Origin of the sequence: Streptomyces noursei, from assembly GCF_016917755.1 — a bacterium.
Taxonomy (GTDB): domain Bacteria; phylum Actinomycetota; class Actinomycetes; order Streptomycetales; family Streptomycetaceae; genus Streptomyces; species Streptomyces yunnanensis.
The window spans coordinates 9,307,955-9,331,718 of the sequence record NZ_CP070326.1 but is presented as its reverse complement, the minus strand read 5'-3'; the positions used below and the strand labels follow the sequence as shown (position 1 = coordinate 9,331,718).

23 protein-coding genes are annotated in these 23,764 nt (G+C 73.9%); 7 read left to right on the top strand and 16 right to left on the bottom strand.

Annotated elements, in window-relative coordinates; genetic code table 11:
- The first annotated feature begins 306 nt into the window (after positions 1-306).
- On the top strand, positions 307-1,125 hold the full coding sequence (locus JNO44_RS40620; protein ID WP_205368955.1) for an SAM-dependent methyltransferase: 819 nt from the start codon (positions 307-309) through the stop codon (positions 1,123-1,125).
- 60 nt (positions 1,126-1,185) lie between these two features.
- On the opposite strand, the gene JNO44_RS40615 is transcribed toward JNO44_RS40620, so the two are convergent.
- The gene (locus JNO44_RS40615; protein WP_205368954.1) at positions 1,186-2,094 is read right to left on the bottom strand and encodes a helix-turn-helix domain-containing protein; all 909 of its coding nucleotides are present in this window, start codon (positions 2,092-2,094) and stop codon (positions 1,186-1,188) included.
- A 122-nt stretch (positions 2,095-2,216) separates the two neighbouring features.
- Positions 2,217-2,459 carry a DUF397 domain-containing protein gene (locus JNO44_RS40610; RefSeq protein WP_039630922.1) on the bottom strand — a complete coding sequence of 81 codons (243 nt, stop codon included), beginning with the start codon at positions 2,457-2,459 and terminating at the stop codon, positions 2,217-2,219.
- 215 nt (positions 2,460-2,674) lie between these two features.
- Here JNO44_RS40610 and JNO44_RS40605 point away from each other — a divergent pair, with 215 nt between their 5' ends.
- Entirely contained in the window at positions 2,675-3,202 is a 528-nt protein-coding gene (locus JNO44_RS40605) for an ATP-binding protein (RefSeq protein WP_205368953.1), read from the top strand.
- Positions 3,203-3,238: 36 nt separating this feature from the next.
- Positions 3,239-4,150 carry a LysR family transcriptional regulator gene (locus JNO44_RS40600; RefSeq protein ID WP_205368952.1) on the top strand — a complete coding sequence of 304 codons (912 nt, stop codon included), beginning with the start codon at positions 3,239-3,241 and terminating at the stop codon, positions 4,148-4,150.
- Positions 4,151-4,181: 31 nt separating this feature from the next.
- Here the strand turns inward: JNO44_RS40600 and JNO44_RS40595 are convergent, their stop codons facing one another.
- The 5 genes from JNO44_RS40595 to JNO44_RS40575 all read right to left on the bottom strand — a co-directional run bounded on the left by JNO44_RS40595 (position 4,182) and on the right by JNO44_RS40575 (position 11,153).
- On the bottom strand, positions 4,182-4,547 hold the full coding sequence (locus JNO44_RS40595; RefSeq protein WP_205368951.1) for a coenzyme f390 synthetase: 366 nt from the start codon (positions 4,545-4,547) through the stop codon (positions 4,182-4,184).
- A gap of 77 nt (positions 4,548-4,624) precedes the next feature.
- Positions 4,625-5,749, bottom strand: coding sequence for a DNA-binding protein (locus tag JNO44_RS40590; protein WP_240167885.1), 1,125 nt, complete (start codon positions 5,747-5,749; stop codon positions 4,625-4,627).
- Positions 5,750-5,923: 174 nt separating this feature from the next.
- Positions 5,924-7,027 (bottom strand): methylmalonyl Co-A mutase-associated GTPase MeaB, encoded by a 1,104-nt coding sequence (meaB, locus tag JNO44_RS40585; protein ID WP_235094962.1) that lies wholly within the window; start codon positions 7,025-7,027, stop codon positions 5,924-5,926.
- A gap of 11 nt (positions 7,028-7,038) precedes the next feature.
- The gene (gene scpA, locus JNO44_RS40580) at positions 7,039-9,270 is read right to left on the bottom strand and encodes a methylmalonyl-CoA mutase (RefSeq protein WP_205368950.1); all 2,232 of its coding nucleotides are present in this window, start codon (positions 9,268-9,270) and stop codon (positions 7,039-7,041) included.
- A complete protein-coding gene (locus JNO44_RS40575) occupies positions 9,267-11,153 on the bottom strand; it encodes a methylmalonyl-CoA mutase subunit beta (protein ID WP_205368949.1) in 1,887 nt (628 codons plus the stop codon). The genes scpA and JNO44_RS40575 overlap by 4 nt, the downstream gene beginning before the upstream one ends.
- Positions 11,154-11,346: 193 nt before the next feature.
- On the opposite strand from JNO44_RS40575, the gene JNO44_RS40570 reads away from it, so the two are divergent.
- Positions 11,347-12,633 (top strand): DUF4185 domain-containing protein, encoded by a 1,287-nt coding sequence (locus JNO44_RS40570; RefSeq protein WP_205368948.1) that lies wholly within the window; start codon positions 11,347-11,349, stop codon positions 12,631-12,633.
- An 18-nt stretch (positions 12,634-12,651) separates the two neighbouring features.
- On the opposite strand, the gene JNO44_RS40565 is transcribed toward JNO44_RS40570, so the two are convergent.
- From JNO44_RS40565 to JNO44_RS40550, 4 genes are all read right to left on the bottom strand, one after another.
- On the bottom strand, positions 12,652-13,053 hold the full coding sequence (locus tag JNO44_RS40565) for a DnaJ family domain-containing protein (RefSeq protein ID WP_205368947.1): 402 nt from the start codon (positions 13,051-13,053) through the stop codon (positions 12,652-12,654).
- A 99-nt stretch (positions 13,054-13,152) separates the two neighbouring features.
- Positions 13,153-13,782 carry a hypothetical protein gene (locus tag JNO44_RS40560; protein WP_205368946.1) on the bottom strand — a complete coding sequence of 210 codons (630 nt, stop codon included), beginning with the start codon at positions 13,780-13,782 and terminating at the stop codon, positions 13,153-13,155.
- Positions 13,779-15,305, bottom strand: a complete 1,527-nt coding sequence (locus JNO44_RS40555; protein WP_205368945.1) for a sensor histidine kinase — start codon at positions 15,303-15,305, stop codon at positions 13,779-13,781. The genes JNO44_RS40560 and JNO44_RS40555 overlap by 4 nt, the downstream gene beginning before the upstream one ends.
- Positions 15,302-16,006, bottom strand: a complete 705-nt coding sequence (locus tag JNO44_RS40550) for a response regulator transcription factor (RefSeq protein WP_073448522.1) — start codon at positions 16,004-16,006, stop codon at positions 15,302-15,304. Before JNO44_RS40550 ends, JNO44_RS40555 begins: the two co-directional genes overlap by 4 nt.
- Before the next feature lie 154 nt (positions 16,007-16,160).
- Here JNO44_RS40550 and JNO44_RS40545 point away from each other — a divergent pair, with 154 nt between their 5' ends.
- Positions 16,161-16,943, top strand: a complete 783-nt coding sequence (locus tag JNO44_RS40545) for a polysaccharide deacetylase family protein (protein WP_205368944.1) — start codon at positions 16,161-16,163, stop codon at positions 16,941-16,943.
- A 106-nt stretch (positions 16,944-17,049) separates the two neighbouring features.
- Here the strand turns inward: JNO44_RS40545 and ssgD are convergent, their stop codons facing one another.
- The 3 genes from ssgD to JNO44_RS40530 all read right to left on the bottom strand — a co-directional run bounded on the left by ssgD (position 17,050) and on the right by JNO44_RS40530 (position 19,678).
- Positions 17,050-17,460, bottom strand: a complete 411-nt coding sequence (gene ssgD / locus JNO44_RS40540; RefSeq protein ID WP_039630897.1) for a spore wall synthesis regulator SsgD — start codon at positions 17,458-17,460, stop codon at positions 17,050-17,052.
- 107 nt (positions 17,461-17,567) lie between these two features.
- Positions 17,568-19,163, bottom strand: coding sequence for a PH domain-containing protein (locus JNO44_RS40535; protein ID WP_205368943.1), 1,596 nt, complete (start codon positions 19,161-19,163; stop codon positions 17,568-17,570).
- Entirely contained in the window at positions 19,160-19,678 is a 519-nt protein-coding gene (locus JNO44_RS40530; protein WP_205368942.1) for a PH domain-containing protein, read from the bottom strand. The genes JNO44_RS40535 and JNO44_RS40530 overlap by 4 nt, the downstream gene beginning before the upstream one ends.
- Positions 19,679-19,797: 119 nt before the next feature.
- Between JNO44_RS40530 and JNO44_RS40525 the strand changes: the two genes are divergently transcribed.
- Complete coding sequence (locus JNO44_RS40525; RefSeq protein WP_240167884.1) at positions 19,798-20,526, top strand: TetR/AcrR family transcriptional regulator; 729 nt, start codon at positions 19,798-19,800, stop codon at positions 20,524-20,526.
- A gap of 218 nt (positions 20,527-20,744) precedes the next feature.
- Positions 20,745-21,071 carry a hypothetical protein gene (locus tag JNO44_RS40520; RefSeq protein WP_039630887.1) on the top strand — a complete coding sequence of 109 codons (327 nt, stop codon included), beginning with the start codon at positions 20,745-20,747 and terminating at the stop codon, positions 21,069-21,071.
- Between the two features lie 41 nt (positions 21,072-21,112).
- Here JNO44_RS40520 and JNO44_RS40515 read toward each other — a convergent pair whose 3' ends face one another.
- Both JNO44_RS40515 and JNO44_RS40510 read right to left on the bottom strand, forming a co-directional pair.
- A complete protein-coding gene (locus JNO44_RS40515; RefSeq protein WP_067345211.1) occupies positions 21,113-21,619 on the bottom strand; it encodes a MarR family winged helix-turn-helix transcriptional regulator in 507 nt (168 codons plus the stop codon).
- Between the two features lie 91 nt (positions 21,620-21,710).
- Positions 21,711-23,687: an FUSC family protein gene (locus JNO44_RS40510; protein ID WP_205371380.1), complete on the bottom strand. Its 1,977-nt coding sequence runs from the start codon at positions 23,685-23,687 to the stop codon at positions 21,711-21,713.
- Positions 23,688-23,764 lie beyond the last annotated feature (77 nt).

The window sequence follows — 23,764 nt, the reverse complement described above, 5'->3', positions numbered from 1 at the left end:
CCCCGACCGTAGGCACCCCGTGTGACCGGGCCATGAGCGGACCGTGAGAGGCCGATGAGAACGCCGGCCGGTCGCAGCGATTCCCCGGCCCCGGAAGGGGGCGGCCGAGCGATGCGCGTCTTCCCGCACGCCCGACCCGCCGCGGCCCGCTCCGCGCCCGCCGTGTTCGTCGGCGGGATGGCGCGAATCGCTCGGCCCGCGCCCGTCGGCGCATCCGCCCGACTGCCCGTACCCGCCCGCCAGTTGGAGCTGACGCCTGGTGGTCGTACGGTTACCCGCACCGCAATCCGACGGGAAGAGTGGGGAATGAGCCAAGAAAACCGGCAGCTGTCCAGCGCCGTCGACGTGAGCATTCCGAGTGTCGCGCGGATGTACGACCACTACCTCGGCGGCAAGGACAACTACGCGGTGGACCGCGAGGCGTGCGAGGAGCTGAGCAAGGTCGTCCCGAGCACCCGGGTGCTGGCGATCAACAACCGGCGGTTCCTGCGCCGGGCGGTCCGCTGGCTGGCCCGCGAGCAGGGCATCCGGCAGTTCATCGACCACGGCTCCGGGCTGCCGACCCAGGACAACGTCCACCAGGTCGCCCAGCAGGTCGATCCCGGATCGCGGGTGGTCTACGTCGACAACGATCCCATCGTGCTGGCGCACGGCCGGGCGCTGCTGGAGGAGAACGAGAACACCGCCGTCATCCAGGCGGACATGCGGGACACCGACGGGATCTTCGGCAGCCCGGAGGTGCGGCGGCTGACCGATCTCGACGAGCCGGTCGCCGCGCTGTTCGTCTCCGTGCTGCACTGCATCCCGGACGCCGACGACCCGGCCGCCCTGGTCCGCCGGGTGGCCGAACGGCTGGTCCCCGGCAGCTTCCTGGTGGTGTGTCAGCTCGTGAGCGAGGACGTCGCGACGCGGGACTTCGTCACCGAGTTCATGCGGGTCAGCACCCAGGGGAACTGGGGGCGGGTACGGCAGCAGCATGAACTGCGCTCGTTCCTGACCGGGTTGGAGATCCAGGAGCCGGGGCTGGTGGAGGTCTCGACCTGGCGACCGGATCCGTTGGACGCCGGCCCCAAGCAGCTGACGCAGGAGTGGATCGAGTACGGGGGCGTGGCGCGCAAGCCGTAGCGGCGCGACGGCGCCGGAGCGGGGCGGGATCCGGGGCGGTCGCCGGGCCCGGCCCGCCCGTCAGCCCGCCTGCTCCACCATCCGCTCCAGCATCGCGAGGGAGTTCCGCGGTGACTCGGCCTGGGCGCTGAGCCGGTCCATCACGGCCAGGTAGTGGTCGACGTCGTCGCGCTTGTCCAGGTACAGCGCGCTGGTCAGCTGCTCCAGATAGACGATGTCGGGGAGGTCGGGTTCCAGGAAGCGGAGGATGGTGATCGGGCCGCCCGCCGCGGCGAGGCCGCCGAGGGCGAACGGTGCGACCTGGAGGGTGATGTTCGGCAGCCGCGCCATCTCCAGGAGGTGCCGGACCTGACTGCCCATCACCTCGGGTCCGCCCAACGGGCGGCGCAGGCACGCCTCGTCGATGATGGCCCACAGCCGGGGCGCGTCGGTGAGCGTCAACAGCCGCTGTCTCTCCATCCGTAGTCCGACCCGCTGTTCGGTCTCCTCCGGAGTGGCTCCCGGGTTGCCCAGCCGGGCCACCGCGCGGGCGTACTGCGGCGTCTGCAACAGGCCGGGTACGAACTGGACTTCGTAGGTGCGGATGACCGAGGCGGCCGATTCCAGGCCGAGATGGGTCTCGAACCAGCCGGGCAGCACGTCGCTGAACTGGTGCCACCACCCGGGCTTGCCGGTCCGGCGGGCGAGGGTGAGGAAGGTGGCGCGGGCGGTGCTGTCGGTGACGTCGTACAGCGTCAACAGGTCGGCGACATCGCGTTCCTTGCAGCTCACCCGGCCCAGTTCCAGGCGGCTGATCTTGGCGTGGGAGGCGCGGATGGCGTCCCCGGCGGCCTCGCGGGTGATGCCCGCGGCTTCCCGCAACCGGCGCAGTTGGGTGCCCAGCACGATGCGCAGGACGGTCGGGCCGCCGCGCGGATGGTCCAGATAGCGGCGCAGGGACGGGTCGCTGCTCGGCTGCGCGGCGCTCATGGTGACTCCCCTGAGTGGTCGGGTGAACGCCCAGTGTCCCATTGCCCCGTGAGGGCGTACACCTACGCCGACTATCCGGCCGACATATGCCTCAGTTATGGCGCGTGAGGGTGGTCCTCTGCTCAGTCGTGGGGGAACAGATCATCGAACTCGCCGTCCTTGGCGCCCTGTACGAAGGCGGCCATCTCGGCGCGGGTGTAGATCAGCGCGGGTCCCGCGGTGTGTCGCGAGTTGCGCACCGCGACTCCGCCGTCCGGAAGAAGCGCCAGTTCAACGCAGTTGCCGTTGGGGTTGCTGCGGCGGCTCTTGCGCCACACCGCGCCTTCGATGCCGGTGGCCGGCATCCCGTTGGTCATCGACTCCATCACAGCTGCTCCCTTGGTGGGGGGTGTGCTCGGGACCGATCCGGGACCGTGATCACGGTTGGCGTGATCCTGTCCCTGGGGTGCCGTCCGTGTCGATGTAATTGCAGATGCACTTGCAGCGATGGACGGCTGACGAGGATATTAGCCCCCTGGGGCGGCCCCGCCCAGACCGTCCCGGACGCGCCCAACCCGTATGCCCCTCCGCGGAGATCGTGATGACCACACACCCGGCACAGTCCGAGCGCGACAGCCTCCGGGAAGGAGGGGAGCCAGCGGCCACCACCGGCCGTGAAGCGTGGTGGATGCCCGGCCCGGACGGCTTCGCGGCCTGTGCGCTCGGCGGTGCGCAGTGCACCGTGGCGGAGGCGCGACGGTTCACCCGGAGCACCCTCGAAGCCTGGCGGATGTGCCCGCACCTCGCCGACAGTGCGGTCCTGATCGTTTCGGAGCTGGTCACCAACGCCCTGCGACACGGATCCGTCGATCCCCTCGGCATGGGCCTCGACCTCCTTATGGAGGGGCGCTTCTGCCAGGCGTGGCTGGCGCTGACCCGGCAGGAACACGGCGTGCTGTGCGCGGTCTCCGACGGCGGGTCCACGGCGCCCGTGCTGCGACCGCGGGACGAGCTGGCCGAGTGCGGGCGCGGGCTCCACCTCGTCGACCGGCTCAGCGACTCCTGGGGCTGGACACCGCCGGACGCGTCGGGCAAAACGGTGTGGGCTACGGTGATGGCGCGCGGCTGAGCTGCCGCGGGACCGACCGCCGGGGACCGGGAGCCGATGGATCTGCTGTCGCTGCGCTACTTCCGCGCGGTCGCGCGACGGGAACACATCAGCCGGGCCGCCGAGGAGCTGCGGGTGGCCCAGCCCTCGGTGAGCCGCACCATCGCCCGGTTGGAGGCCGAGCTGGGGGTGCCGCTCTTCGACCGGCAGGGCCGCACCGTCCGGCTCAACCGCTACGGGGCCGCGTTCCTCGTCCGGGTGGAGCGGGCCCTGGACGAACTCGACGACGGGCGACGGGAGTTGCACGACGCGGCCGGGATCGACCAGGGGAGCGTGGCGATCGCCGCGGAGACCCTGATGCCGCTCGCCCACCTGCTCGGCGACTTCCGGGCCGCCTACCCCGGCGTCGCGGTGCGGCTCCTGCAGTCCACCCCCGAGACGATGCTCGATCAGCTCCGGACCCGCGAGGTGGACTTCTGCGTGGCCTCGCAGCCGCTGGACGGGCCGGGGCTGGAGACGGTGCGATTGCGGCGCGAGGAGGTGCAGCTCGTGGTGCCGGCCGGGCACCGGCTGGCCGGCCGGGAGCGGGTCTCGATCGCCGACCTGTTCGGCGAACCGTTCATCACCACCGGGCCCGGTCACTGGCAACGCGTCCTGCTGGACCGGCTGTTCGCGCCGACGGGTCGGCGACCGGTGATCGCCTGTGAGGGCGACGAGCCCGCCGCCACCCTCTTCCTGATCCGGGCCGGACTCGGCATCGGCCTGGGCCCCACGCTCGCCCGCGAGGCCACCGCGCACGAGCCGATCTCCTGGGTGCGCCTCGACGCCCCCGGCTGCTTCCGCACGCTCAGCCTCGTCCGACGCGCGGACGGCTATCTGTCGGTGGCCGCGGCCCGCTTCCGGGACGTGGCGGTGGCGTACTACACGGCGTCGAAGGGCGCCGCGGAGGACCCGGCACGGCACGGCTGACCAGGCGGACCGGCCGCGTCGAACCCGGCGCTCAGGATCCGCCGCGCAACAGATAGCCGTTGCGGATCGCGGCGGGGTCGGCGAACGGGCCGCTGCGGTACGGATGCACGGCGATGGCCAGTTCGTTCGCGGCCGGACCCTGCTCCGGATGGGCCGCGAAATCCCCCGCGTGGCAGTCCAGTTGGCGCTGGACGCCCTGCTGACAGATCTTGGCGAGCTGGTCCGCCTCGACCGGGGACAGCGCCACCCCGGGCCGCAGCTGGACGTGCACCACCGGTCCGGCCTCCAGCTCGCCGCCCGCCTCCAGGGTGAGGCAGAACCCCTCGATCAGGTCCGCCAGCGGATTGCCCTCGAAGAGCCCGCGCTCGACGTCCTGCGGATAGCTGTTGGCCCCCATGATGTCTCCCGGCCCCGGTCGGTGGGTGGTACCGACATTTTCGGGGCCCGGCACCCGGGCGTCATGAGTCGGACTACTCAGGTCCGCGAGTGAGTACCCGAACCCAGCGCCGCCTCGGCGAGGGACCGCTCGACGCGCTCCACGGCGGTGTACGCGCCGAACGCGGCCAGGCGCAGCAGTGCGGTGTCGTCGGACGCCCCGTCCGGAGCCGTGAGGCGCCAGAACTCTACGTCCGCCGCGGTGAGTTGGGACGGTTCCAGGGCCACCAGGAGCGCCACCGCGACGGTCGGGCGGTCGGCGCCGCGCAGCCCTTCCAGCGCCGCGTAGAGCCAGGCCCGGGCGGCAGGCTGACGATCCGTCAGGCCGGTGTCGGACGGGTGGCCCCCATGAGCGGCGACGACCGTCCGCACCCGCGTGCGGACGGCGTCGGAGAGCCACGGGTCCCGGTCCGCCACCGCCGCGGACCGGAGCGCCGCCACCCCCGCGCCCAGCGGCGCCCCGCCGGCCCAGGCCGGCTCCGGGCCGATCGGGCCCGCCAGCAGCGGCAGGCTCTCCCCGGGGCGCGGCGCGTGGGCCGGTGTCGGACGCGCCGCGCCCCCGCCGCCCAGCAGGCGGTGCGGCCACCGCTCGGCGGCGCGGCCCGCCCGCGCGGACAGCAGCGCGGAGCCCAGCCGGGTCAGGAAGTGCGCGGTCAGGGCGGTGCCGAGGAACTCGGGGGCGTGGTCGGGCGGGCCGGGCGGCGGGGCGTCCGGGGCGTCGGCGCCCGCACCCCAGGCCAACAGCCGGGCATGGTCGGGGTCCTTGGGCGTGCCGCCGTCGCGGACCGTCCGGGCCAGCGTGCGGTGGCCGGCGGCGTGCAGCGCCCGGGCATGGGTGCGCACCACCGGCGGGCACCGCATGGCCCGCGCCACGCCGGCCGCCACCAACTCCTTGTCGGTACGGGCGGCGCTGCCGGTCAGCAGTGACTCGCGGACCGCCACCCAGGTCGCGCACAGCAGGTCCGGCACGCCGAACAGCAGCCGGAACTCCGCGGGTATCCCGGCCGGGCCGAAGTGACCCGCCAACTGGGCGTGCACGGCCGCGAGGCGCGGCGACGCCGTGGTGGCGGGGTCCACGGGGGTGGTGTGGAGGAAGGGGCTCGGCACGGCGGTCTCCAGTTCGGGCACGGCGGCCCGGCAACGGCCGCCTCCGGAGTCGATCATCCGCCGCCGGGGCGTGCCCGGGCGTCGTACAGGGGGAGACACTTTCCCCTACCGCACCCGGAGCGCGACCGGTTCGCACGTCCTCCCGACGGTGTAGGGGAACCCGTAAGGGGCCCTGGCCCCGGGGGCGCAGGGGGCGGGCCGGGCAGTCGTCGCGGCCCGGCCGTCACCCGCTCAGGTCGCGCTCGCCCGCTCCCCTGACGCACCGTCCGTCACGTCGCCGGCCGAACCACCGAGCGCGCCGCCGTCAGAACCGCCCGCGCGGCCGCCGGCCAGGCCCTCGGCCAATCCGTCGCCCAGGCCGAAGGCCGACAGCAGCCGCTCCGCCGCCAGGGTCGCGGTGATCTCGCCCGCGCGGACCGCCCCCTCGACCTCCGGACCCAGCCGACGGACCTCCGGATGCTCCTGGAGGCGGTCGATCAGCCGGTCCCGGACCATCGACCACGTCCAGTCGACCTGCTGGGCGCGGCGCCGCTCGGCGAGCGCGCCGGTGGACTCCAGCAGGGTGCGGTGCTGCTCGATCCGCTCCCACACCGTCTTGAGCCCGGTGCCCTCGCGGGCGCTGCAGGTGAGCACCGGCGGGGTCCACGCCGCGTCGGCCGGCTGCAACAGCCGCAGGGCGCCGGCGAGTTCGCGCGCCGCCGACCGGGCGTCCCGCTCGTGCGGGCCGTCCGCCTTGTTGACCGACACCAGGTCCGCCAGCTCCAGCACGCCCTTCTTGATGCCCTGGAGCTGGTCCCCGGTGCGGGCCAGCGTCAGCAGCAGGAACGTGTCGACCATGTTGGCGACGGTGGTCTCCGACTGGCCGACGCCGACCGTCTCCACCAGCACCACGTCGTACCCCGCGGCCTCCATCACCACGATCGACTCCCGGGTCGCCCGCGCCACCCCGCCCAGCGTGCCGGACGTGGGGGAGGGACGGACGAACGCCGCCGGGTCGGTCGCCAGCCGCTCCATCCGGGTCTTGTCGCCGAGGATGGAGCCGCCGGTCCGGCTGGAGGACGGATCGACGGCCAGCACCGCCACCCGGTGTCCCATCCCGGTCAACAGCGAGCCGAGCGCGTCGATGAAGGTCGACTTGCCGACGCCCGGCACGCCGCTGATGCCCACCCGCCGGGCCGCGCCGGAGTACGGCAGCAGCCGCACCAGCAGCTGCTGGGCCGCCGCCCGGTGATCGGCGCGGGTGGACTCGACCAGGGTGACCGCGCGGGCGATCCAGGCCCGGGAGCCGGCCCGCACCCCCTCGGCGTACCGGTCGACATCGATCCTCGCAGGCATGCCCCTCCGCTCTACAGCTCGTGGCCGAGGACCGACGCCAGGTCCCGCACCAGGTCGTGGGCCGCGTCCGGGATGACGGTGCCGGGCAGGAACACCGCGGCGGCGCCCATGTCCCGCAGCGGCTGGACGTCCTGCGGCGGGATCACCCCGCCGACCACGATGGTGATGTCCTCCCGGTCCTCCGCCGCCAGCGCCTCCCGCAGCGCCGGCACCAGCGTGAGGTGACCGGCCGCCAGCGAGGACACCCCGACGATGTGCACGTCGGCCTCCACCGCCTGCCGGGCCACCTCGGCTGGGGTCTGGAACAGCGGGCCGACGTCGACGTCGAAGCCCAGGTCGGCGAAGGCCGTGGCGATCACCTTCTGGCCGCGGTCATGGCCGTCCTGCCCCATCTTGGCCACCAGGATGCGCGGCCGGCGGCCCTCGGCGCGCTCGAACGCGGCCACCAGCTCCCGGGTGCGCTCGACCCCCGACGAGGGTCCCGCTTCGTCTCGGTACACACCGGAGATGGTACGGATCTGGCCCGAGTGGCGGCCGTAGACCTCCTCCAGGGCGTCCGAGATCTCCCCGACGGTCGCCATCGCGCGGGCCGCGTCCACCGCCAGCGCCAGCAGATTGCCCTCAAGCCCCGGCCCTGGCGCGGCCTTCGCCGCCTCGGTCAGCGCCCGCAGTGCCCGCCGGCAGGCGTCCTCGTCGCGCTCCGCCCGCAGCCGCTTGAGCTTGTCGATCTGCTGGGCCCGCACCGCGGAGTTGTCGACCTTGAGGACCTCGATCTCCTCGTCCGTCTCCACCCGGTACTTGTTGACGCCGATCAGCGCCTGACGCCCGGAGTCGATCCGCGCCTGCGTACGTGCCGCGGCCTCCTCGACGCGCAGCTTGGGGATGCCCGCGTCGATCGCCTTGGCCATGCCGCCGGCCGCCTCGACCTCCTCGATGTGCGCCCAGGCCCGGCGCGCCAGATCGTGGGTGAGCCGCTCGACGTACGCGCTGCCGCCCCACGGGTCGATCACCCGGCAGGTGCCCGACTCCTGCTGGAGGAACAGCTGGGTGTTCCGGGCGATCCGCGCCGAGAAGTCGGTGGGCAGCGCCAGCGCCTCGTCGAGCGCGTTGGTGTGCAGCGACTGGGTGTGGCCCTGGGTCGCGGCCATCGCCTCCACACACGTCCGGGTGACGTTGTTGAACACGTCCTGCGCGGTCAGCGACCAGCCCGAGGTCTGCGAATGGGTGCGCAGCGAGAGCGACTTGGGGTTCTTCGGGTCGAACTGCTTCACCAGCCGCGCCCACAGCAGCCGGGCCGCGCGCAGCTTGGCGATCTCCATGAAGAAGTTCATGCCGATCGCCCAGAAGAAGGAGAGCCGCGGCGCGAAGGAGTCCACGTCCATGCCGGCCGCCATGCCCGCCCGCAGGTACTCCACCCCGTCGGCGAGGGTGTACGCCAACTCCAGGTCGGCCGTCGCACCCGCCTCCTGGATGTGGTAGCCGGAGATCGAGATGGAGTTGTAGCGCGGCATCTTCTGCGAGGTGTACGCGAAGATGTCGGAGATGATCCGCATCGAGGGCTGCGGCGGATAGATGTAGGTGTTGCGGACCATGAACTCCTTGAGGATGTCGTTCTGGATGGTCCCGGCCAGCTTCTCGGGCGGTACGCCCTGCTCCTCGGCGGCCACGATGTAGAGGGCGAGAACGGGCAGCACCGCGCCGTTCATCGTCATCGACACCGTCATCTTGTCCAGCGGGATGCCCTCGAAGAGCTGCCGCATGTCGTAGATCGAGTCGATCGCCACGCCCGCCATGCCGACGTCACCGGTCACCCGCGGGTGGTCGCTGTCGTAGCCGCGGTGCGTGGGCAGGTCGAAGGCGACCGACAGGCCCTTCTGGCCGGCGGCGAGGTTGCGCCGGTAGAAGGCGTTGGACTCCTCGGCGGTGGAGAAGCCCGCGTACTGCCGGATCGTCCAGGGCTGGTTGACGTACATCGTCGGGTACGGGCCGCGCAGATACGGCGCGATGCCCGGGTAGGTGCCCAGGAAGTCCAGGTCGTCGAGGTCGTCCGCGGTGTAGAGCGGCTTGACGTCGATGCCCTCCGGCGTCTCCCAGGTCAGGTCCGTGACGCTCTTGCCGGTCGCCTGCTGGACGGCCTCCGCCCAGCGGTCCCGGTCACCGGACGCCGCCGCCCCGGATGCATCGCCCAGCTCCACCGTGCTGAAGTCCGGGATGGCGCCCGCCTGTCGTGCAGTCTCCTTCATCCCGCCACCTCCGTGACATCCAGGGCCGAGGACAGCACCCCGGCCGCGTCGCAGCCCGCGAACACGAACGTGTCCACTCCGGCCGCCACGAAATCCTCCCGGTGCTCGCGCGGTTTGCCCGCCAGATACACCCGCACCGCGCCCGCCGACTTCAGCGCCGCGGCCACCTCCGCCGCCTGCTCGGCGTACACGGCGTCACTGGAACACACCGCGGCGATCCGCGCGCCGCTCGCCGCGAAGGCCGCGGCCACCGACTCCGCCGTCACCTGCTCCGCGGTGGTCTCGATGCCGCCCGCCTGGAAGAGGTTGGCGGTGAACGCCACCCGCGCGGTGTGCGCCGCGACCGGGCCCAGCGCGGCCAGGAACGCCGCGGGGCGCGCCCCGTGCGCCGCCAGATGCGCATCGGAACGGGCCCGCAGCGCCTCGAACGCGTCGTCCCGGCGTACCCGCGGCAGCCCCCCGCCGGCCGGTACCGGGGCCGCCTCGCGCTCCAGCGGCGACTCGGCCAGCTGCGGGAACTCGCTGACACCGGTGATCGGTTCCCGGCGGTGCGCCAGGTCCGCGCTGCGCCGCCGCCAGGTCTCCGCCAGCCGGTCGCCGAGCATCCCGGACCGCAGCGCGGCGACCTGGCCGCCGGCGCCCTCGATCTCCTGGAAGAACGCCCAGCCCGCGCGGGCCAGTTCGGCGGTGAGCTGCTCGACGTACCAGGAGCCGCCCGCCGGGTCGATCACCTTCGCCAGGTGCGACTCCTCCAGCAGCACCGACTGGGTGTTCCGGGCGATCCGCCGGGCGAACGCGTCCGGCAGGCCCAGCGCCGCGTCGAACGGCAGCACGGTCACCGCGTCCGCGCCGCCCAGGCCGGCGGACAGCCCGGCGACGGTGGTGCGCAGCATGTTCACCCACGGGTCCCGACGGGACATCATGACCGTCGAGGTGACCGCGTGTTGGCGCTGCGCGGCGGCGGCCGGCGACACCCCGCAGACCTCGGCGACCCGGGCCCACAGCAGCCGGGCGGCACGCAGCTTGGCGATGGTCAGGAACTGGTCGGCGGTGGCGGCGTAGCGGAACTCCAGCTGCCGGCAGGCCGCGTCGATGCCCAGGCCCCGCCCGTCCGCGGTCAGTTCCCGCAGATAGCCCACGCCGGTGGCCAGCGAAGCGCCCAACTCCTCGGCCGCCGAGCCGCCCGCCTCGTGGTACGGCAGGGCGTCGACGGTCACCGCGCGGATCCGCGGGGCGCTCTCCTCGGCCCAGCCGGCCAGGTGGGCGGCGGCCGCCAGCCCGTCGGCCAGTCCGCGGTCGTCGCCGGTCCGGGCGAGCACGCCCAGCGGGTCCGCGCCCAGCGCGCCCGCCGTCTCGGCCAGCGCCACCCCGGACTCCCGGTAGAGCCGCTGCAACTCCGCTGCCGCCGCGGGGAATTCTGCACCCGCGTCCAGGACCACCGGCGCCAGGTCCAGATACACGCCCTGGAGCGCCTGGGCCAGACCGGACACCGGGACGCCGCCGTCGCCGACGGTCAGCCATACAGACGTGACCCCGTTCTCCAGGTCGGCGAGCACCGCCTCGTTGACCCGCCGGGGATCGGTGCCCGCGTGCCGCTGGCGCACGTCCCACCCCGAGCCGGCCGTGCCCTCCGGCCGGCCCGCCCTTATGAACGGCGGGAAACCCGGCAGGCCCGCGGCCGGTGGCGCGTCCTGTGCGGTGTAGAGCGGTCGGACGCGGATCCCGTCCTGGAGATCCGTGGTGAGCGCGTCCTCGGCGGCGGCACCGGTGGCCTCGGAGGCGCCCGATTTGCGGAGCACCCCTTCGACGAGACGCTGCCACTGCTCGCGCTCGGCCGCCGGGAAGGCGGCGGCCAGGGGGAGTTCGGGGGACTCGGCGGTCATGGCAGCAGGCTAGGCGAGCGACCGTCGACCGGAGCAGGGGGCAAGGCTGTGACCTTGCCCTCGTTGAGCCGGCCGCCGAACGCCATGAACAGGGCGAACCCGCCCCGGACGGGCGAGCGCCGCTCCGCCTGCCGCTCCCGAGACGGCGCTGTCCGCCGCGCTACGGTGGCCCGGCACCCCACCGAGGAGCGGCATGCGCCACCCGCCGATCACCCGCCCCGCGCTCGCCGCCGGCCTGCTCGCCCTCCTGCTCCTGACCGCCGTGGCCGCCCTCCTGGCGCCGGCGCCGCCCCGCGGCACCGACGACCACGCCGCCTGCACGGGCCGCACCCCCGCCTCCTGGACCACCGACCCGGCGACCACCACGGCATTCGCCCGCTACGGCGACGACGACTCCCGCGGCGACGACTGGACCGGCGGTGACGGCACCCACTCGGTGCGCCTTCCGGACGGCCGGACGCTCTGGCTGTTCTCCGACACCTTCCTCGACCGGGTCCACCCACCGCCCAACCCCCAGGGCGCGCCCTACCGTTGGCGCACCACCGACGCCGGCGGCACGCCGTTCCTGCGGCACAATTCCCTCGTTCTGATGAACTCCTCGGGCACGCCGGAGCGCACCCTGACCGGCGGCACCCCCGCCGCCCCCGGGCCGTTCTTCCCCGACCCGCCCGGCGGCGGCTGGCGCTGGCCGGTCCACGCGACCGTCGAACCGCGCGCCCCCGGCTCACCGGACCGGGTCGTCCGGGTGCTGCTGTGGAACCGCGTCCCCGGCACCGGCGCGTGGATCTTCGGCGTGCCCCGCGGCACCGAGGTCGCCACCCTCTCCCTGCCCGACCTCCGGCTGGAGTCCCTCACCCCGGTCGCCGACCGCAGCGCCGTCGCCGACCCGGGCCGAGTCGTCCTCTACGGCACCGCGCTGGTCCGTGACGGCGCCTGGAACTACGTCTTCGGCGGTGACGACCCGCCCTCGTCCCCGGCCGACAGCGGCTATCTGGCGCGGGTCCCGGTCGGTCGGCTCGCGGACCGGGCGGCCTGGCGGTTCTGGGACGGCGCCCACTGGCAGCGCGACGCCGGGCGGGCCGCGCCGGTCCTGCGCGGCGGCGGCCGGCGCGGCGTCGGCAGCGCCTTCACCGTCGTCCGCGCCGCCGGGGGTACCTGGGTGCTGCTCACCATGGACACCGCGGGCGGCGCCGGACTGCGGACGATCACCGGCTATTGGGCCTGCTCGCCCCAGGGCCCCTGGCACGGCCCGACCGGCCGGATCACCCCGCCGCGCCCGGCCGGCCCCGACCCCGACCACATCGCGGTCTACAACCCGCAGGCACACCCGGAGTTCACCACCGACGCGGGGCTGCTGCTCAGCTATGACGTCAACTGGCTCGGCCCGCCCGGCGCCCCCGCCGACCCGGTGGTCAACGGCGACGTGGAGCTGTACCGACCGCGGTTCCTACGGGTCCGGCTGGCGCCGACCGGGCCCTGACGCGCCGCGTGCCGGAGCTCAACTCCCGTGCCGCGCCCGCCAGATGCGGGCCTGCTCCTCGATGTCGAACGGGACGAGGTTCAGCGGCGGGCCCTCGGGCGGTGCGGCCAGCGCCGCCCGGATCCGGTCGTTGATCTCCGTCAGGATGCGGCGCAGCGCGGCCTCGCTCGGCGCCTCCGCGGCGCCCTGGAGCGCCTCCTCGGCCTCCTTGCGCAGGACGAGGGTGGGCGGGAGGAAGGAGAGCTGCTCCCGGCTCATCTTCTCCTTGATCCACCAGGTCTCGTCGTACGGCCGGTCGAGATGGGGGAGGGGCTTGCCGAAGCCCGGCAGGCGCTCGAAGCCGCCGCGCTCGTCCGACTCACGGATCTGCTTGTCGACCCAGCTCTCGAAGCTGACGCCGGGGGGTTTGCGCTCGGTCATCGTGGGATTCTCCCGAGGTGCGGTCCGGACGGTCCTCGCTCCTTCACCGTAACGCACGCTCCCCTTCCGGCCCGGCCCGGACGGACGGGGAGCGGCCGGTCAGCCGCCCTCGCCGGCGCTGTCGTTCGCGCCGGTCGGGGTCGGCTGGACCAGCGGGAAGGCGTTGTTGCCGCCGCAGACCATGGGTCCGACCCGGACGCCGTCGCCGACCAGGGTGACCGTGACCTGCCCCGGCGGCTTGTCGCCGGGGACCCGGGCGTTGGCCGCGGTGCACACCAACTGGTTCAGCGAGGCAGGGTCCACCAGCTTGGCGTTGACCGGCAGGGTGATCGCGACCCGCCCGGGCCCGGACGTCGCGGTGAGCGGAGCGGGGAACTTCGGCACCACGCTGGACAGCCCGCGCATCCGCTCGGCGTGGTTCGGCCCCTGCACCAGCAGGTTGATCGCGTCCTGCGGGTCCAACGGCTCCTTCGCCGGGCGGGTCGCCGGATGGAGCCCGTCCGGGCCGTAGAAGAACAACTGCACATCGGCCGGGGGCTTGCCCGGGGCCCGCACCCCGGTCGCCGGCTCACCGGCGTCGATCACATCGGTGGGCTCGATGCCGCAGCCGGCCAGCGTCGCGGTGAGCACCCCGGCCAGGGTGCCCAGCGCGGCCCGGCGGCCGGGGGTGCGGCGGACGGCGGTACGGCGGGCGGCCGGACCGTGCGCGGTCGGACGTCGGTTGATCATGTGGCGTCGTGCCCCTTCCTGGCGGCGGGCTGCTCGGCGGGCTCGTCGGCGGCCCCGTCGGCCGGCGCCTCCTCCTGCCGCAGCGGCAGTTCCACGGTGAACACCGCGCCGCCCTCGGGGGAGTTGGCGGCGCGCAGGGTGCCGCCGTGCAGCCGGACGTTCTCCTGCGCGATGGCCAGCCCCAGCCCGCTGCCCTCGGAGCGGGCGCGGGCCGAGTCCGCCTTGTAGAAGCGGTCGAAGACGTGCGGCAGCACCTCGGGGTCTATTCCCGGGCCGCTGTCGCGGATCTCGATCAGCACCGTGGCGTCGCCGGGCTCCGGCGCGTGCAGCACCACCCGCACCGGCTCGCCGCCGTGGTGCAGCGCGTTGCCCACGAGGTTGGCCACCACCACGTCCAGCCGGCGCGGGTCGAGCCGGACCCGGACGTCGTCCGGCAGGTCCGCGGTCACCCGCTGCTGCCAGGCGCGGGCCTGGAGGGTCTTGCGGATCGTCTCGGCGACGTCGACCTCGTCCAGGTGGAGCGCGGCGGCGCCCGCGTCGAACCGCGAGACCTCCATCAGGTCCTCCACCATCCGCGCCAGCTTCCCGGTCTCCTGGCTGATCAGCCGGACCGCGGAGGCGGTGTCCGGGTCGAGCGAGTCGGCGTCCTCGTCCAGCACGTCGGTGACCGCGGACATCGCGGCCAGCGGCGTCCGCAGCTCGTGCGAGACGTCGGCCGCGAACCGTCGGGAGTTGGCCTCCATGCGGCGCAGCTCCGCCATGCTCTCCTCCAGTTTCGCCGCCATCTCGTTGAACGTCCGCGACAGATCGGCGAGTTCGTCGGCGCCCTTGACCTCAAGCCGGGTGTCCAGCTTGCCCTCGGCGATCCGCCCGGCGGCCTGCCGCAGCCCCCGGACCGGCCGCAGCACCCCGCGCGCCGCGAACAGCGGCAGGATCACCGCCAGCGCGAAGGCCGGCAGCGCCCCGCCGCGCGCGGCGCTCACCAGCGCCTCGACGTTGGCCTCCTCGGCGCGCAGCGGCAGCTGTGCGTAGACCGTCAGCGCGGACGGCTGGTTGTCGGTCTGCCGCACCGGCATCCCGATCAGCAGCCAGGGCGCGCCGTCCCGCTCGATCCGCTGGAAGGCCGGCACCCGGCGCTTCTCCACCGACGCCTTGAAGTCGGCCGGCACCGTCATGTCGCGCCGCAGCCCGCCCTCGTCGTCGTCCGGGACGCCGTTGTAGTGCACCGAGATGTCCCAGTCCCGGGACTTGCCGGAGCGTTCCAGCTTCACCCGGAAGAAGTCCAGGTCGGACCGGGACGGCGGCACCGCCAGCTCCGGGGCCAGCGAATTGACCTGGGCCCGCAGGTCGTTGACGGCGGTGTCCTGGGACCGCTGGAGGATGGCGTTCCGGGCCTCGCGGTAGGTCAGCCCGGCGGTGGTCAGCGCACTGACCGCGGCCACCAGCAAGAACGCCACCACGAGCCGGGCGCGCAGCCCGCGCACCGCGGAGACGCCCGGCACCAGGCGGCGGAGGCGGCTCACAGCGGTCCGAAGCGGTAACCGAAGCCGCGCACGGTCTGGACGTACCGGGGGCTGCGCGGGGTGTCCTCTATCTTCGTCCGCAGCCGCATCACACAGGCGTCCACCAGCCGCGCGTCGCCGTGGTAGCTGTGCTCCCAGACGTGCTCCAGCAGCTGCTGCCGGCTGAAGACCTGGCCCGGGGTGGCGGACAGGAACAGCAGCAGCTTCATCTCGGACGGCGCCAGCGCCAGGTCCTGACCGGCCTTGCTGACGACCAGACCGGCCCGGTCGATGGTCAGTTCGCCGTAGGTCTCCACGGGCGCGGGCCCCGGCTCGGTGGCCGGGGCGCCGTCGGTGGGCAGCGCGGTGCGCCGCAGCACCGCCCGGATCCGCGCCTCCAGGACCTCGCCACGGGCCGGTTTGACGATGTAGTCGTCGGCCCCGGCCTCCAGCCCGAGGACCACGTCGAGATCGTCGCCGCGAGCGGTGAGCATGATGATCGGCAACTGTCGCTCGGCGCGGATCAGCCGGCAGATCTCGAAGCCGTCCTTGCCGGGCAGCATCAGATCCAGCAGCACGATGTCGGGGCGGAAGGACGGCAGGGTCGCCAGTCCCTCCTCGCCGCTGGCCGCGGCCGCGACGTCATGGCCGCGCCGCCGCAGCGCCAGGGACACTCCGTCCCGGACGGCGGCGTCGTCCTCGATCAGCAGTACGCGTGGCATGGGTCCAGTATCAATAAGTTTCATGATGGATCCGTAACAGGAGCATCCTGTCCCGAGTCCTGTGCATCTGTGGGGGTGCAGGCGGCGTCCGTGTAAAGGGGCACACCAAGTCGCCGGCAGGTATACAGCAGAGCACACGAGGGGCGGGATTGACATGGCAGGGCGCTTCGGCACGGGACGACGCTTCGGGATTGAGGGCGGGATCATCGGCGTGGCCACCGCGGCGGTGGCGTCATTGGCGGTTGCGGGAGCGTTCGCCCTCCTCCAGCCCAGCGCCGAGGCGGACACCGTCAGCCCGGACCGCAAGCCGGCCCAGCCGCCGCGCAGCGCCCCGGTCGACCCGTCCATCGTGCACGCCTCCGACCGCCCGGGCCGCAGCCTGAACATCACCATCGACGACGGCCCGGACCCCGTCTGGACCCCGAAGGTCCTGGAGGTCCTGAAGGAGAACGGCGTCAAGGCGACCTTCTGCATGATCGGTCCGCAGGCCGCGGCGCACCCCGCCCTGGTCAAGAAGGTGGTGGCCGACGGCCACAAGCTGTGCGACCACACCGTGAACCACAACACCGCCATGGACCACCGCTCCGAGGACTACCAGTCCCGGCAGATCCTCGACGCCCAGAAGATGATCGAGGACGCGGCGGGCGGCGCCAAGGTCGAGTACTACCGTGCCCCCGGCGGCGCCTTCACCCCCTACAGCCGCAAGCTCGCCGCCGAGCGCGGAATGCGCCCGCTGGGCTGGAACGTCGACAGCAAGGACTTTGAGGGCGGCTCCGTCGCGCAGATCGAATCGACCGTCCGTGGCGAACTCCGCAACGGCCCCACCGTCCTCTTCCACGACGGCGGCGGCAACCGCGCCCGCACGGTGGAGTCGCTGCGGCAACTGCTGCCGTGGATGAAGCAGCAGGGCTACGGCTTCGGCTTCCCGCAGCGGTAGGGCGGCCCGTGCCCCGACGCACGCTCCATACAGCCGAACGGGCCGGTCACCACCGGCCCGTTCGTCGTCTTCCGTCCGCGCGTCACCCGCGCGGCGCCGCCCCGCCTCACGCGGCGCCGAACAGCTCCGCCAGCTCGTGCTCCACGCCCAGGTGCTCGTGCTCGCGCCCGGCCGGCACCGCCTCGTACGAGCGGGCCAGGAACTGCCGGACCTCCGCGGTCCGCAACTGGACCATGGCGATGCCCTCGTCGGCGTGGAACTCCATCACCGTGCGCTCCGGGCCCGAGGGCCGCACCCGTACGTCGCCCCGCCCGACGGCTTCGTGCAGCCCCTCGGCGAGCAGGTCCCGGGCGAACGCCCAGTCCACCGCCGCCCCGTCGAGCGAGATCTCCGGCGGGAAGGTCATCCGCACCGCCAGCGGATCGGTCCGCTGGTAGCGGAGTACCGCGGGCACCGCGTGACCGACCGACGTCGCGAGGAGACGGACCTGGACGGCTTGGTCGATGGCGGCGTGCATCGCGGCGGCTCCCTCACGACGTGGTCGGCCCGCGGGGCGCGGGCGCGGTCATCCTGTAGGACGGTCGGCCCGGCCCCGCCGTGCATGCGTCGGGGGTGTGATATGCGTCATGTCGCCGCCGTCGGGCCGCTGTTCCGCGCCGGGTGGGTGAGGAATTCGTCCAGGATGCCCGGAGTGGCCGTCGCCGCGAACGCGGGCGCGACGCCCTCGGCGAGGTCCGGGATGCGATAGCCCTCCTCGCCCGCCGCCACCGCCGCGGTGAGCGTCACCAGCCCGGCCCGCCGGGTGAACGGCGACGTGCTGAACGTCCAGGCGGCGACGGCCTCGCGCCGCAGGGCCAGGGTGTCCCGGCTGAACGTGCCCGAGCGGGCGACCAGATGCTCGCCGACGATCCCGTGCCCCAGATTCCGGTACGCGTCCCGGGCCAGCCACAGCACCACCGGCGTGGTGACCACCGCATAGATCCACGCGGCGTGCAGCAGCACGGGGGTGAACGCCGCCCCCAGTCCGGCCAGCAGCGCGGTGCCCGGCAGTACCGCGAACAGCAGCCCGCGCACCCGCCGCCGGCGCAACGCGACCCGCGGATGCCGGGCCAGGTGCCGGCCCTGAAGATCCTGACGAACCGTCACCGGCGAGTCGGGGAAGGGAGATCGCAGCGTCCCGCCGGCCACGCGGACCGCCTCCCGCCGGGGCGCCGGCGGGAGCAGCCCGCTGCGCTTGCGGTTCTCCTCCTTGTTGCCCAGGCCGCTCGCCACCGCGCGCACCAGCGCCCCGCCGCCGGCCCGCAGCAGCAGCGGCTCGCGCAGCAGCACCCCGCGCAGCCGGGCGCGCTCGATGGTCACCGAGCGGGTGGTCAGCAGCCCCCGGTGCACCCGCAGGGTGCCGGCGTCGGCCCACTCCAGGCGGTAGTTCCACCAGTTCTCGACGTAGAGGACGACCGCGCCGACCGAGCCGAGCGCGATCACCGCGAGTAGCGCCGCGGGGACGGTCAGCCAGAGCATCCCGTTGCCGAACTCCTCGAACGCCCGCCGGACGAAGCCGATCTTCCAGGGCTCGATACCGATCTCGTGCAGCGCCCGATAGACCGAACCGCCCGCGACGAACACCCCGCCGACGACCCAGAAGGTGAGCGGCGCATACCGCAGCCAGCGCCAGCTGATCCGCGCCAGCACCGGGTCCTCGGCGACTGCCCCGGTGGCCGCGCGGGCCAGCAGCTCCGCACGCAGCCGCTCGCCCTCGGCCACCGGGAGGGCCTCCAGCGACAGTTCGCCGCCGCCCTCCCCGGAGCCCGCCGTGCCGGCCCGCAGGACCGTGACGCCCAGCAGCCGGTGCAGCGGCGACGCCGTCAGGTCGACGGTGCGGATCCGGTGCAGCGGGACGCTCCGCGACCGCCGGGTGACCAGCCCGCTCCGCACCTCCAGGCTCTCGCCGGTGACCCGGAAGTCCGTGCGCGCCCAGCGGATCCACCCGGCCGTGGCGACCACGGCGAACACGGCGGCGATCGCGGCGAGGGTGAGCCATGCGCCGCCGGTGATCCGGCCGCCGGTGGCCAGCGCGGTCAGTGCCAACGAGCCGAGCGGCGCACCCAGCCAACCGCAGTGCACCAGCAGGGTGCGGGGGCTCAGCCGCCGCCACTCGGGCGCGGCGGGCGGCACGGGGGTCGGCGCACCGCCGCCTGCGGTGCCGTTCCAAGGGGTGCTCATGCGGCATCCCCCGGCACGTCCTGGGCGACCTCGCCGATCCGCCGGGACAGCTCCTCGGCATCCGCGTCCGACAGGCCGGCGATCTTGATGTCGCCGGCGGTCGAGGCGGTGGTCACGGTCACCGTCGCCAGTCCGTACCGCCGCTGGATCGGCCCGCGCACGGTGTCCACCGTCTGTACCCGGGACAGCGGCGCGATCCGCCGCTTCTGCCAGAACCAGCCGCCCGCCGCGTAGACCGCTCGCTCGCCCAGCTCCCAGGCGTGCACCGCGTACCGCATCCGGGGCATGGCCACGAGGTACCCGATCGCGGGCAGGACCAAGGCGACCAGCAGCAGCGGCCCCAGCCACGGCAGCGCCCCCGGGAAGAACAGGAGCGACAGCACCGCCAGGACCAGCGCGGTCAGCAGCATCGGGCCGCTGAGCGTGAGCAGTGCCTGGAGCCGCCACCAGGCGCGGGCGCGGGGATCGACGCGGTGGCGCGGCGGGCGGAGGAGCGGTGCGGCGTGCTCGGGCATGGGGAGTCACCGTTTTCCAAGTCAAACGTATTGTGTGGCGGTACGTTATAACGGTACGGGCGACTTGTAAAAGTCGGCCGATGGCAAAGAGCAGGCAGTACGGAAGAAAGGAACCGCCCGTGCCCAAGAAGGTGGATCACGAAGCCAGACGCCAGGAGATCTCCGCGGCGCTCTGGCGGCTCGCGAACACCCGGGGCGTGGACGGGGTCAGCCTGCGCGATGTCGCCGCCGAGGCCGGCATCTCGCTCGGCCGGATCCAGCACTACTTCCGCAACAAGGACGAGTTGCTGCTCTTCGCCCTCAGGTACATCAACCGCAAGGCCACCGAACGCATCGGGGAGCGCATCCGGGCCCTTAAGGAGGCCCCCACGCCGCGTACGGTGCTCCGGGCCTGCTGCGCCGGGATGCTCCCCCTGGACGCGGAGAGCCGCGCCGCCCTGCTGGTCGCCGCCGCCTACTACTCCCGTGCGGTCCACGACCCCGCCCTGGGGGCGGAGGCCCGGGACGGCATCCCCAAGCTCCGCGACTTCTTCGTCGACCAGCTGAGGCTGGCCGCCGAGCACGGCGACATCCCGCCCGAGCGCGCCACCGAGGACGAGGCCATGCTGCTGATCGCCCTCGCCGACGGCCTGGCCTCCTACGTCCTGCTGGGCGTCCACGGCCCGGAGCAGGCGCTGGCCGTGCTGGACCGGCAGCTGGACAACCTGTTCGGGGCGCGGGGCGGCACCGGGGGCGGCGCGGGGAGCGGAAGCGCCGTCGACGCTGACGGCGGTACCAGCGTCGATGGTGGTGTTGGCGTGGATGGTGGTGTCGGCGTTGGTCGTGGTGTCGGCGGCGACGCCGAGTGAGGGCGGTGGAGCGGCAGGGCTCCGCCGCCTCTCGCGTCTGACGCACCATCGGTTGGTCGGTATGGGCCCCTCGGCCGCCTTTCCGCGCTTTCCCGCCATCGTGCTCGGCCCGCTCGCGGGGTCTGCCATCCTGTCGTCCGACCGTCGCGCAGGACCTGCCCCGCCACCCCCCGGCGGGCGCTTCCGCGCGTCACCAGCATGACCAAGGGGAGGCGGCAATGCCGTACATCGGGGAGACCTGGCGGGTGGAACGGGGCGCCGACGTGGTCGGCGAGATCACCGTCACGGAGGCGGACTTCCCCTGGTTGAACGGCCGTTTCACCCCCGGCCCGGCCTTCGCCGAACTGCGACCGCACTTCGTCCGCGAGCTGGCGCTCATCGACACCGTCGACGACGACCTGGCCGCCTGGGAGGACGCCTACGCCCGCGCCAGCGACGGCGTCCGGCTGATCGCGCCGGACGGCCCGGTAGCGGAGTTCCTGTTGCACATCGAGGACGACGCGGCGTGGTTCCGCTGGAGCGACGAGCCGTTCCCGGTGGAATGACGCGCTGTTCCCCGGCGGGAGGGGCAGCGGGGTGAGCCGATTCAGTCCAACAGGCTCGCCAGCCGCCCCTCCAGCACCACCAGCAACTCGCCCAGCGCCACGGACAGTTCCTCCTGCCGCTGTTCGCCGATGCCCTCCAACAGTGCCGCCTCGTAGCGCAGTTGCTCGGGCAGCACCCGGTCGATGGTCTCCCGCCCCTCCTCCGTGAGCGAGAGGTGGGCGACCCGGCGGTCCCGGTCGTCCGGCCGGCGGCTGATCAGCCCGCGCTCCTCCAGCTGTCGGACGCGCTTGGTGACCGCCGCCCCCGAGGCGAAGGTCTCCCGCGCCACCCGGCCGGGGGTCAGCTCGCGGTCCATCCGGCGCAGGGTGCCCAGGATGTCGAACTCGGGCCGGGTCAGCCCCGCTCGTCGCAGCGGCGCGTCGGCGGCCTGCTGGAGCAGCGCGGAACAGCGGTTGAGTCGCCCGATCACCGCCATCGGGCCGGTATCCAGCCCGGGGTGCACCTGCTGCCACTGGCGCAGCACCCCCGCGACGATGTCCTCGGTCACCCGCACTCTCCTCTCGGCCCCGTCCGTCCGTCCGGCATCCCGGTCGCCCACGACCTCATTGTGCCTGCCCAGAGCCGTTCCGAGGGGCGCGTCAGGCAGCCAGTGCGGGCGCCGCCAGCCGCCGTACCAGGACCGCCAGCGTGCGGTGCCCCTGTTGCTCGGCGCGGGCGATCCGCTCCTCGGGGAGCGCCCGCTGCCACCACTCACCGGCCGCCACCTCGACGGCTTCCCGCAGCTCGACCAGGGCCCCGGCGAGCGCCTCGCGCGCCCAGCCGGCCTCGCGCGCCCAACCAGCCCCGTCGGCCCCGTCCGCCCGATCTCCTCCGTCCGTCCCGAGCGCGCCCTCGCGCGCTGCGCCCGGCCCGTCCGCGTCGGCGTGCCGCTCGCCCGTCGCGTGCGCTCCGGTGTGCTCCCCGGCCGACCCGGACGGCGCCGCCGGCCCGTCCGCCAGCAGTCGGGACGCCGTCGCCTCGGCCTCCACGACCCGTTCCAGGGCCCGATCGATCCGATCGGACGCCCGCCGGTTGGTGACCAGTACGCAGCAGACCAGCCCGACCGCCGCACCCACCACGGTGTCCAGCCAGCGGTCGGCGATCAACGTGCCGGCCGCCAGCGGCCGGCCGAACTCGGTCAGCAGCAGCGCCATCGGGGTCACGCACACCGAACCGAGCCAGTAGTTCCGGCTGATCATGGCCTCCGCGCCGAGCTGGAACGCCAGCGCCAGCACGATCATCGCGAGGTGCCCGGTGCGGAACACCGGCAGCAGCGCGGTGAACAGCGCCAGCCCCAGGAGGTTCCCGAGGGTGCGCTGAAAGGCGCGCTGCCAGGAGAGCGTGGTGTTGGCCTGGTAGATCGACGCCGCGGTCACCACGGCCCAGTAGGGATGCCCGACCCCCACCGCCATCGAGACCCAGCCCGCCAGGACACAGCCGACCGCGACCCGCGCCCCGATGGGCAACAGCGGCGAACCGGGCCGGAGCCGTCCCACCACCGCCCGTACACCCCGCGGCCGTCCCGGCGCCGGACGCCGCAGCCCGCTCGGGTCCACGGCCGGCCGACCGGCACGGCGCCCGCCGGCCGTACGGGGCCGGGGCTCCCCGCCGCCGGCTCGCAGGGCCATGCCCGGCTCCAGCGCCACCCCGAACTCCCACGCCACCCCGGCCAGTTCCTCGGCCTCCGCGGTGGTCAGCGCCACCTCGGGCAGTGGGCGCCCGCTCCGCAGCTCCCGCGCCCAACCGCCGAGCCGATCGGCCTGGGCCGTCGCATCCCGCGGGACACCGCCGAGCGCCGACTCCGCCCGCACCAGCAGTCGCTCCAGCCCCGCCCGTGCCGCGGCCGCCTCGGGTGTGCGGGCCGGGACCAGGAAGAGCGCGTGCCAGGCGGCGTTCACCGCCGCCGCGGTGGCGTGCCGGGCATGCGCCACCCCGGCCGGATCCGTCACCCGGGCCGGTTCCGCACCCCCGGCCGGTGGCGCGGAACCGGCGTCCGCCCGCGCCCGCAGCAGACCGGCGGCGGCCTCCAGGGCCCGCGCGGTCGCGATCCGCTCCGGCCCCCGCGGCCGCACCAGGGCCGGCGCCATGCACACCAGCCAGGCGAACGCCCCGGTGGCCAGCGCCAGCCCGGTGTGCGGCAGCACCTCCCCCGGCCGCTGCGGCACGAAGAACGCCGAGGCCGCGATGAACGTCAGGATCAGATTTCCCGGCGGCCCGATCCGCGCCGCATCGCACACCATCTTGTGCACCGCGGCGAGCAGCGAGGCCAGCACCACCAGCACCGCGGCCGAGGTCACCAGCGACGCCGCGGTCAGCGCGACGGCCAGGCTGGCCACCATCCCGAGCACCACCCACGGCAGCGTCCTGGCCCGCGCCGCATACGGCAGGCCGTGCGCGTACAGGGCGCACATCGCGCCGGCGGAGGTGTAGAGGACCAGGTCGAGTCGCCCCAGCCCGAGCAGCACCAGATCGGGGACGCCCAGGGCCACCACGGCGCTCAGCGCCGGCTTGTGCCAGATGTCGACGGGCCGCCGCAGCCGGACCGTGCTCCGGACCGGCAGCGGCCGGAATCGCACCGCGGTCGTCCCGCCCGGCGCCCCGGCGGTCGTCCGCTGCGCCTTCGATCGCCCCGTGGACCTGACGTGCTTGGCGT

Bases quoted from the DNA above. Each gene is read 5' to 3' on its own strand.
- JNO44_RS40620 (WP_205368955.1), top strand. From the start codon at position 307: ATGAGCCAAGAAAACCGGCAGCTGTCCAGCGCCGTCGACGTGAGCATT.
- JNO44_RS40615 (WP_205368954.1), bottom strand. From the start codon at position 2,094: ATGAGCGCCGCGCAGCCGAGCAGCGACCCGTCCCTGCGCCGCTATCTG.
- JNO44_RS40610 (WP_039630922.1), bottom strand. From the start codon at position 2,459: ATGGAGTCGATGACCAACGGGATGCCGGCCACCGGCATCGAAGGCGCG.
- JNO44_RS40605 (WP_205368953.1), top strand. From the start codon at position 2,675: ATGACCACACACCCGGCACAGTCCGAGCGCGACAGCCTCCGGGAAGGA.
- JNO44_RS40600 (WP_205368952.1), top strand. From the start codon at position 3,239: ATGGATCTGCTGTCGCTGCGCTACTTCCGCGCGGTCGCGCGACGGGAA.
- JNO44_RS40595 (WP_205368951.1), bottom strand. From the start codon at position 4,547: ATGGGGGCCAACAGCTATCCGCAGGACGTCGAGCGCGGGCTCTTCGAG.
- JNO44_RS40590 (WP_240167885.1), bottom strand. From the start codon at position 5,749: ATGATCGACTCCGGAGGCGGCCGTTGCCGGGCCGCCGTGCCCGAACTG.
- meaB (WP_235094962.1), bottom strand. From the start codon at position 7,027: ATGCCTGCGAGGATCGATGTCGACCGGTACGCCGAGGGGGTGCGGGCC.
- scpA (WP_205368950.1), bottom strand. From the start codon at position 9,270: ATGAAGGAGACTGCACGACAGGCGGGCGCCATCCCGGACTTCAGCACG.
- JNO44_RS40575 (WP_205368949.1), bottom strand. From the start codon at position 11,153: ATGACCGCCGAGTCCCCCGAACTCCCCCTGGCCGCCGCCTTCCCGGCG.
- JNO44_RS40570 (WP_205368948.1), top strand. From the start codon at position 11,347: ATGCGCCACCCGCCGATCACCCGCCCCGCGCTCGCCGCCGGCCTGCTC.
- JNO44_RS40565 (WP_205368947.1), bottom strand. From the start codon at position 13,053: ATGACCGAGCGCAAACCCCCCGGCGTCAGCTTCGAGAGCTGGGTCGAC.
- JNO44_RS40560 (WP_205368946.1), bottom strand. From the start codon at position 13,782: ATGATCAACCGACGTCCGACCGCGCACGGTCCGGCCGCCCGCCGTACC.
- JNO44_RS40550 (WP_073448522.1), bottom strand. From the start codon at position 16,006: ATGCCACGCGTACTGCTGATCGAGGACGACGCCGCCGTCCGGGACGGA.
- JNO44_RS40545 (WP_205368944.1), top strand. From the start codon at position 16,161: ATGGCAGGGCGCTTCGGCACGGGACGACGCTTCGGGATTGAGGGCGGG.
- ssgD (WP_039630897.1), bottom strand. From the start codon at position 17,460: ATGCACGCCGCCATCGACCAAGCCGTCCAGGTCCGTCTCCTCGCGACG.
- JNO44_RS40535 (WP_205368943.1), bottom strand. From the start codon at position 19,163: ATGAGCACCCCTTGGAACGGCACCGCAGGCGGCGGTGCGCCGACCCCC.
- JNO44_RS40530 (WP_205368942.1), bottom strand. From the start codon at position 19,678: ATGCCCGAGCACGCCGCACCGCTCCTCCGCCCGCCGCGCCACCGCGTC.
- JNO44_RS40520 (WP_039630887.1), top strand. From the start codon at position 20,745: ATGCCGTACATCGGGGAGACCTGGCGGGTGGAACGGGGCGCCGACGTG.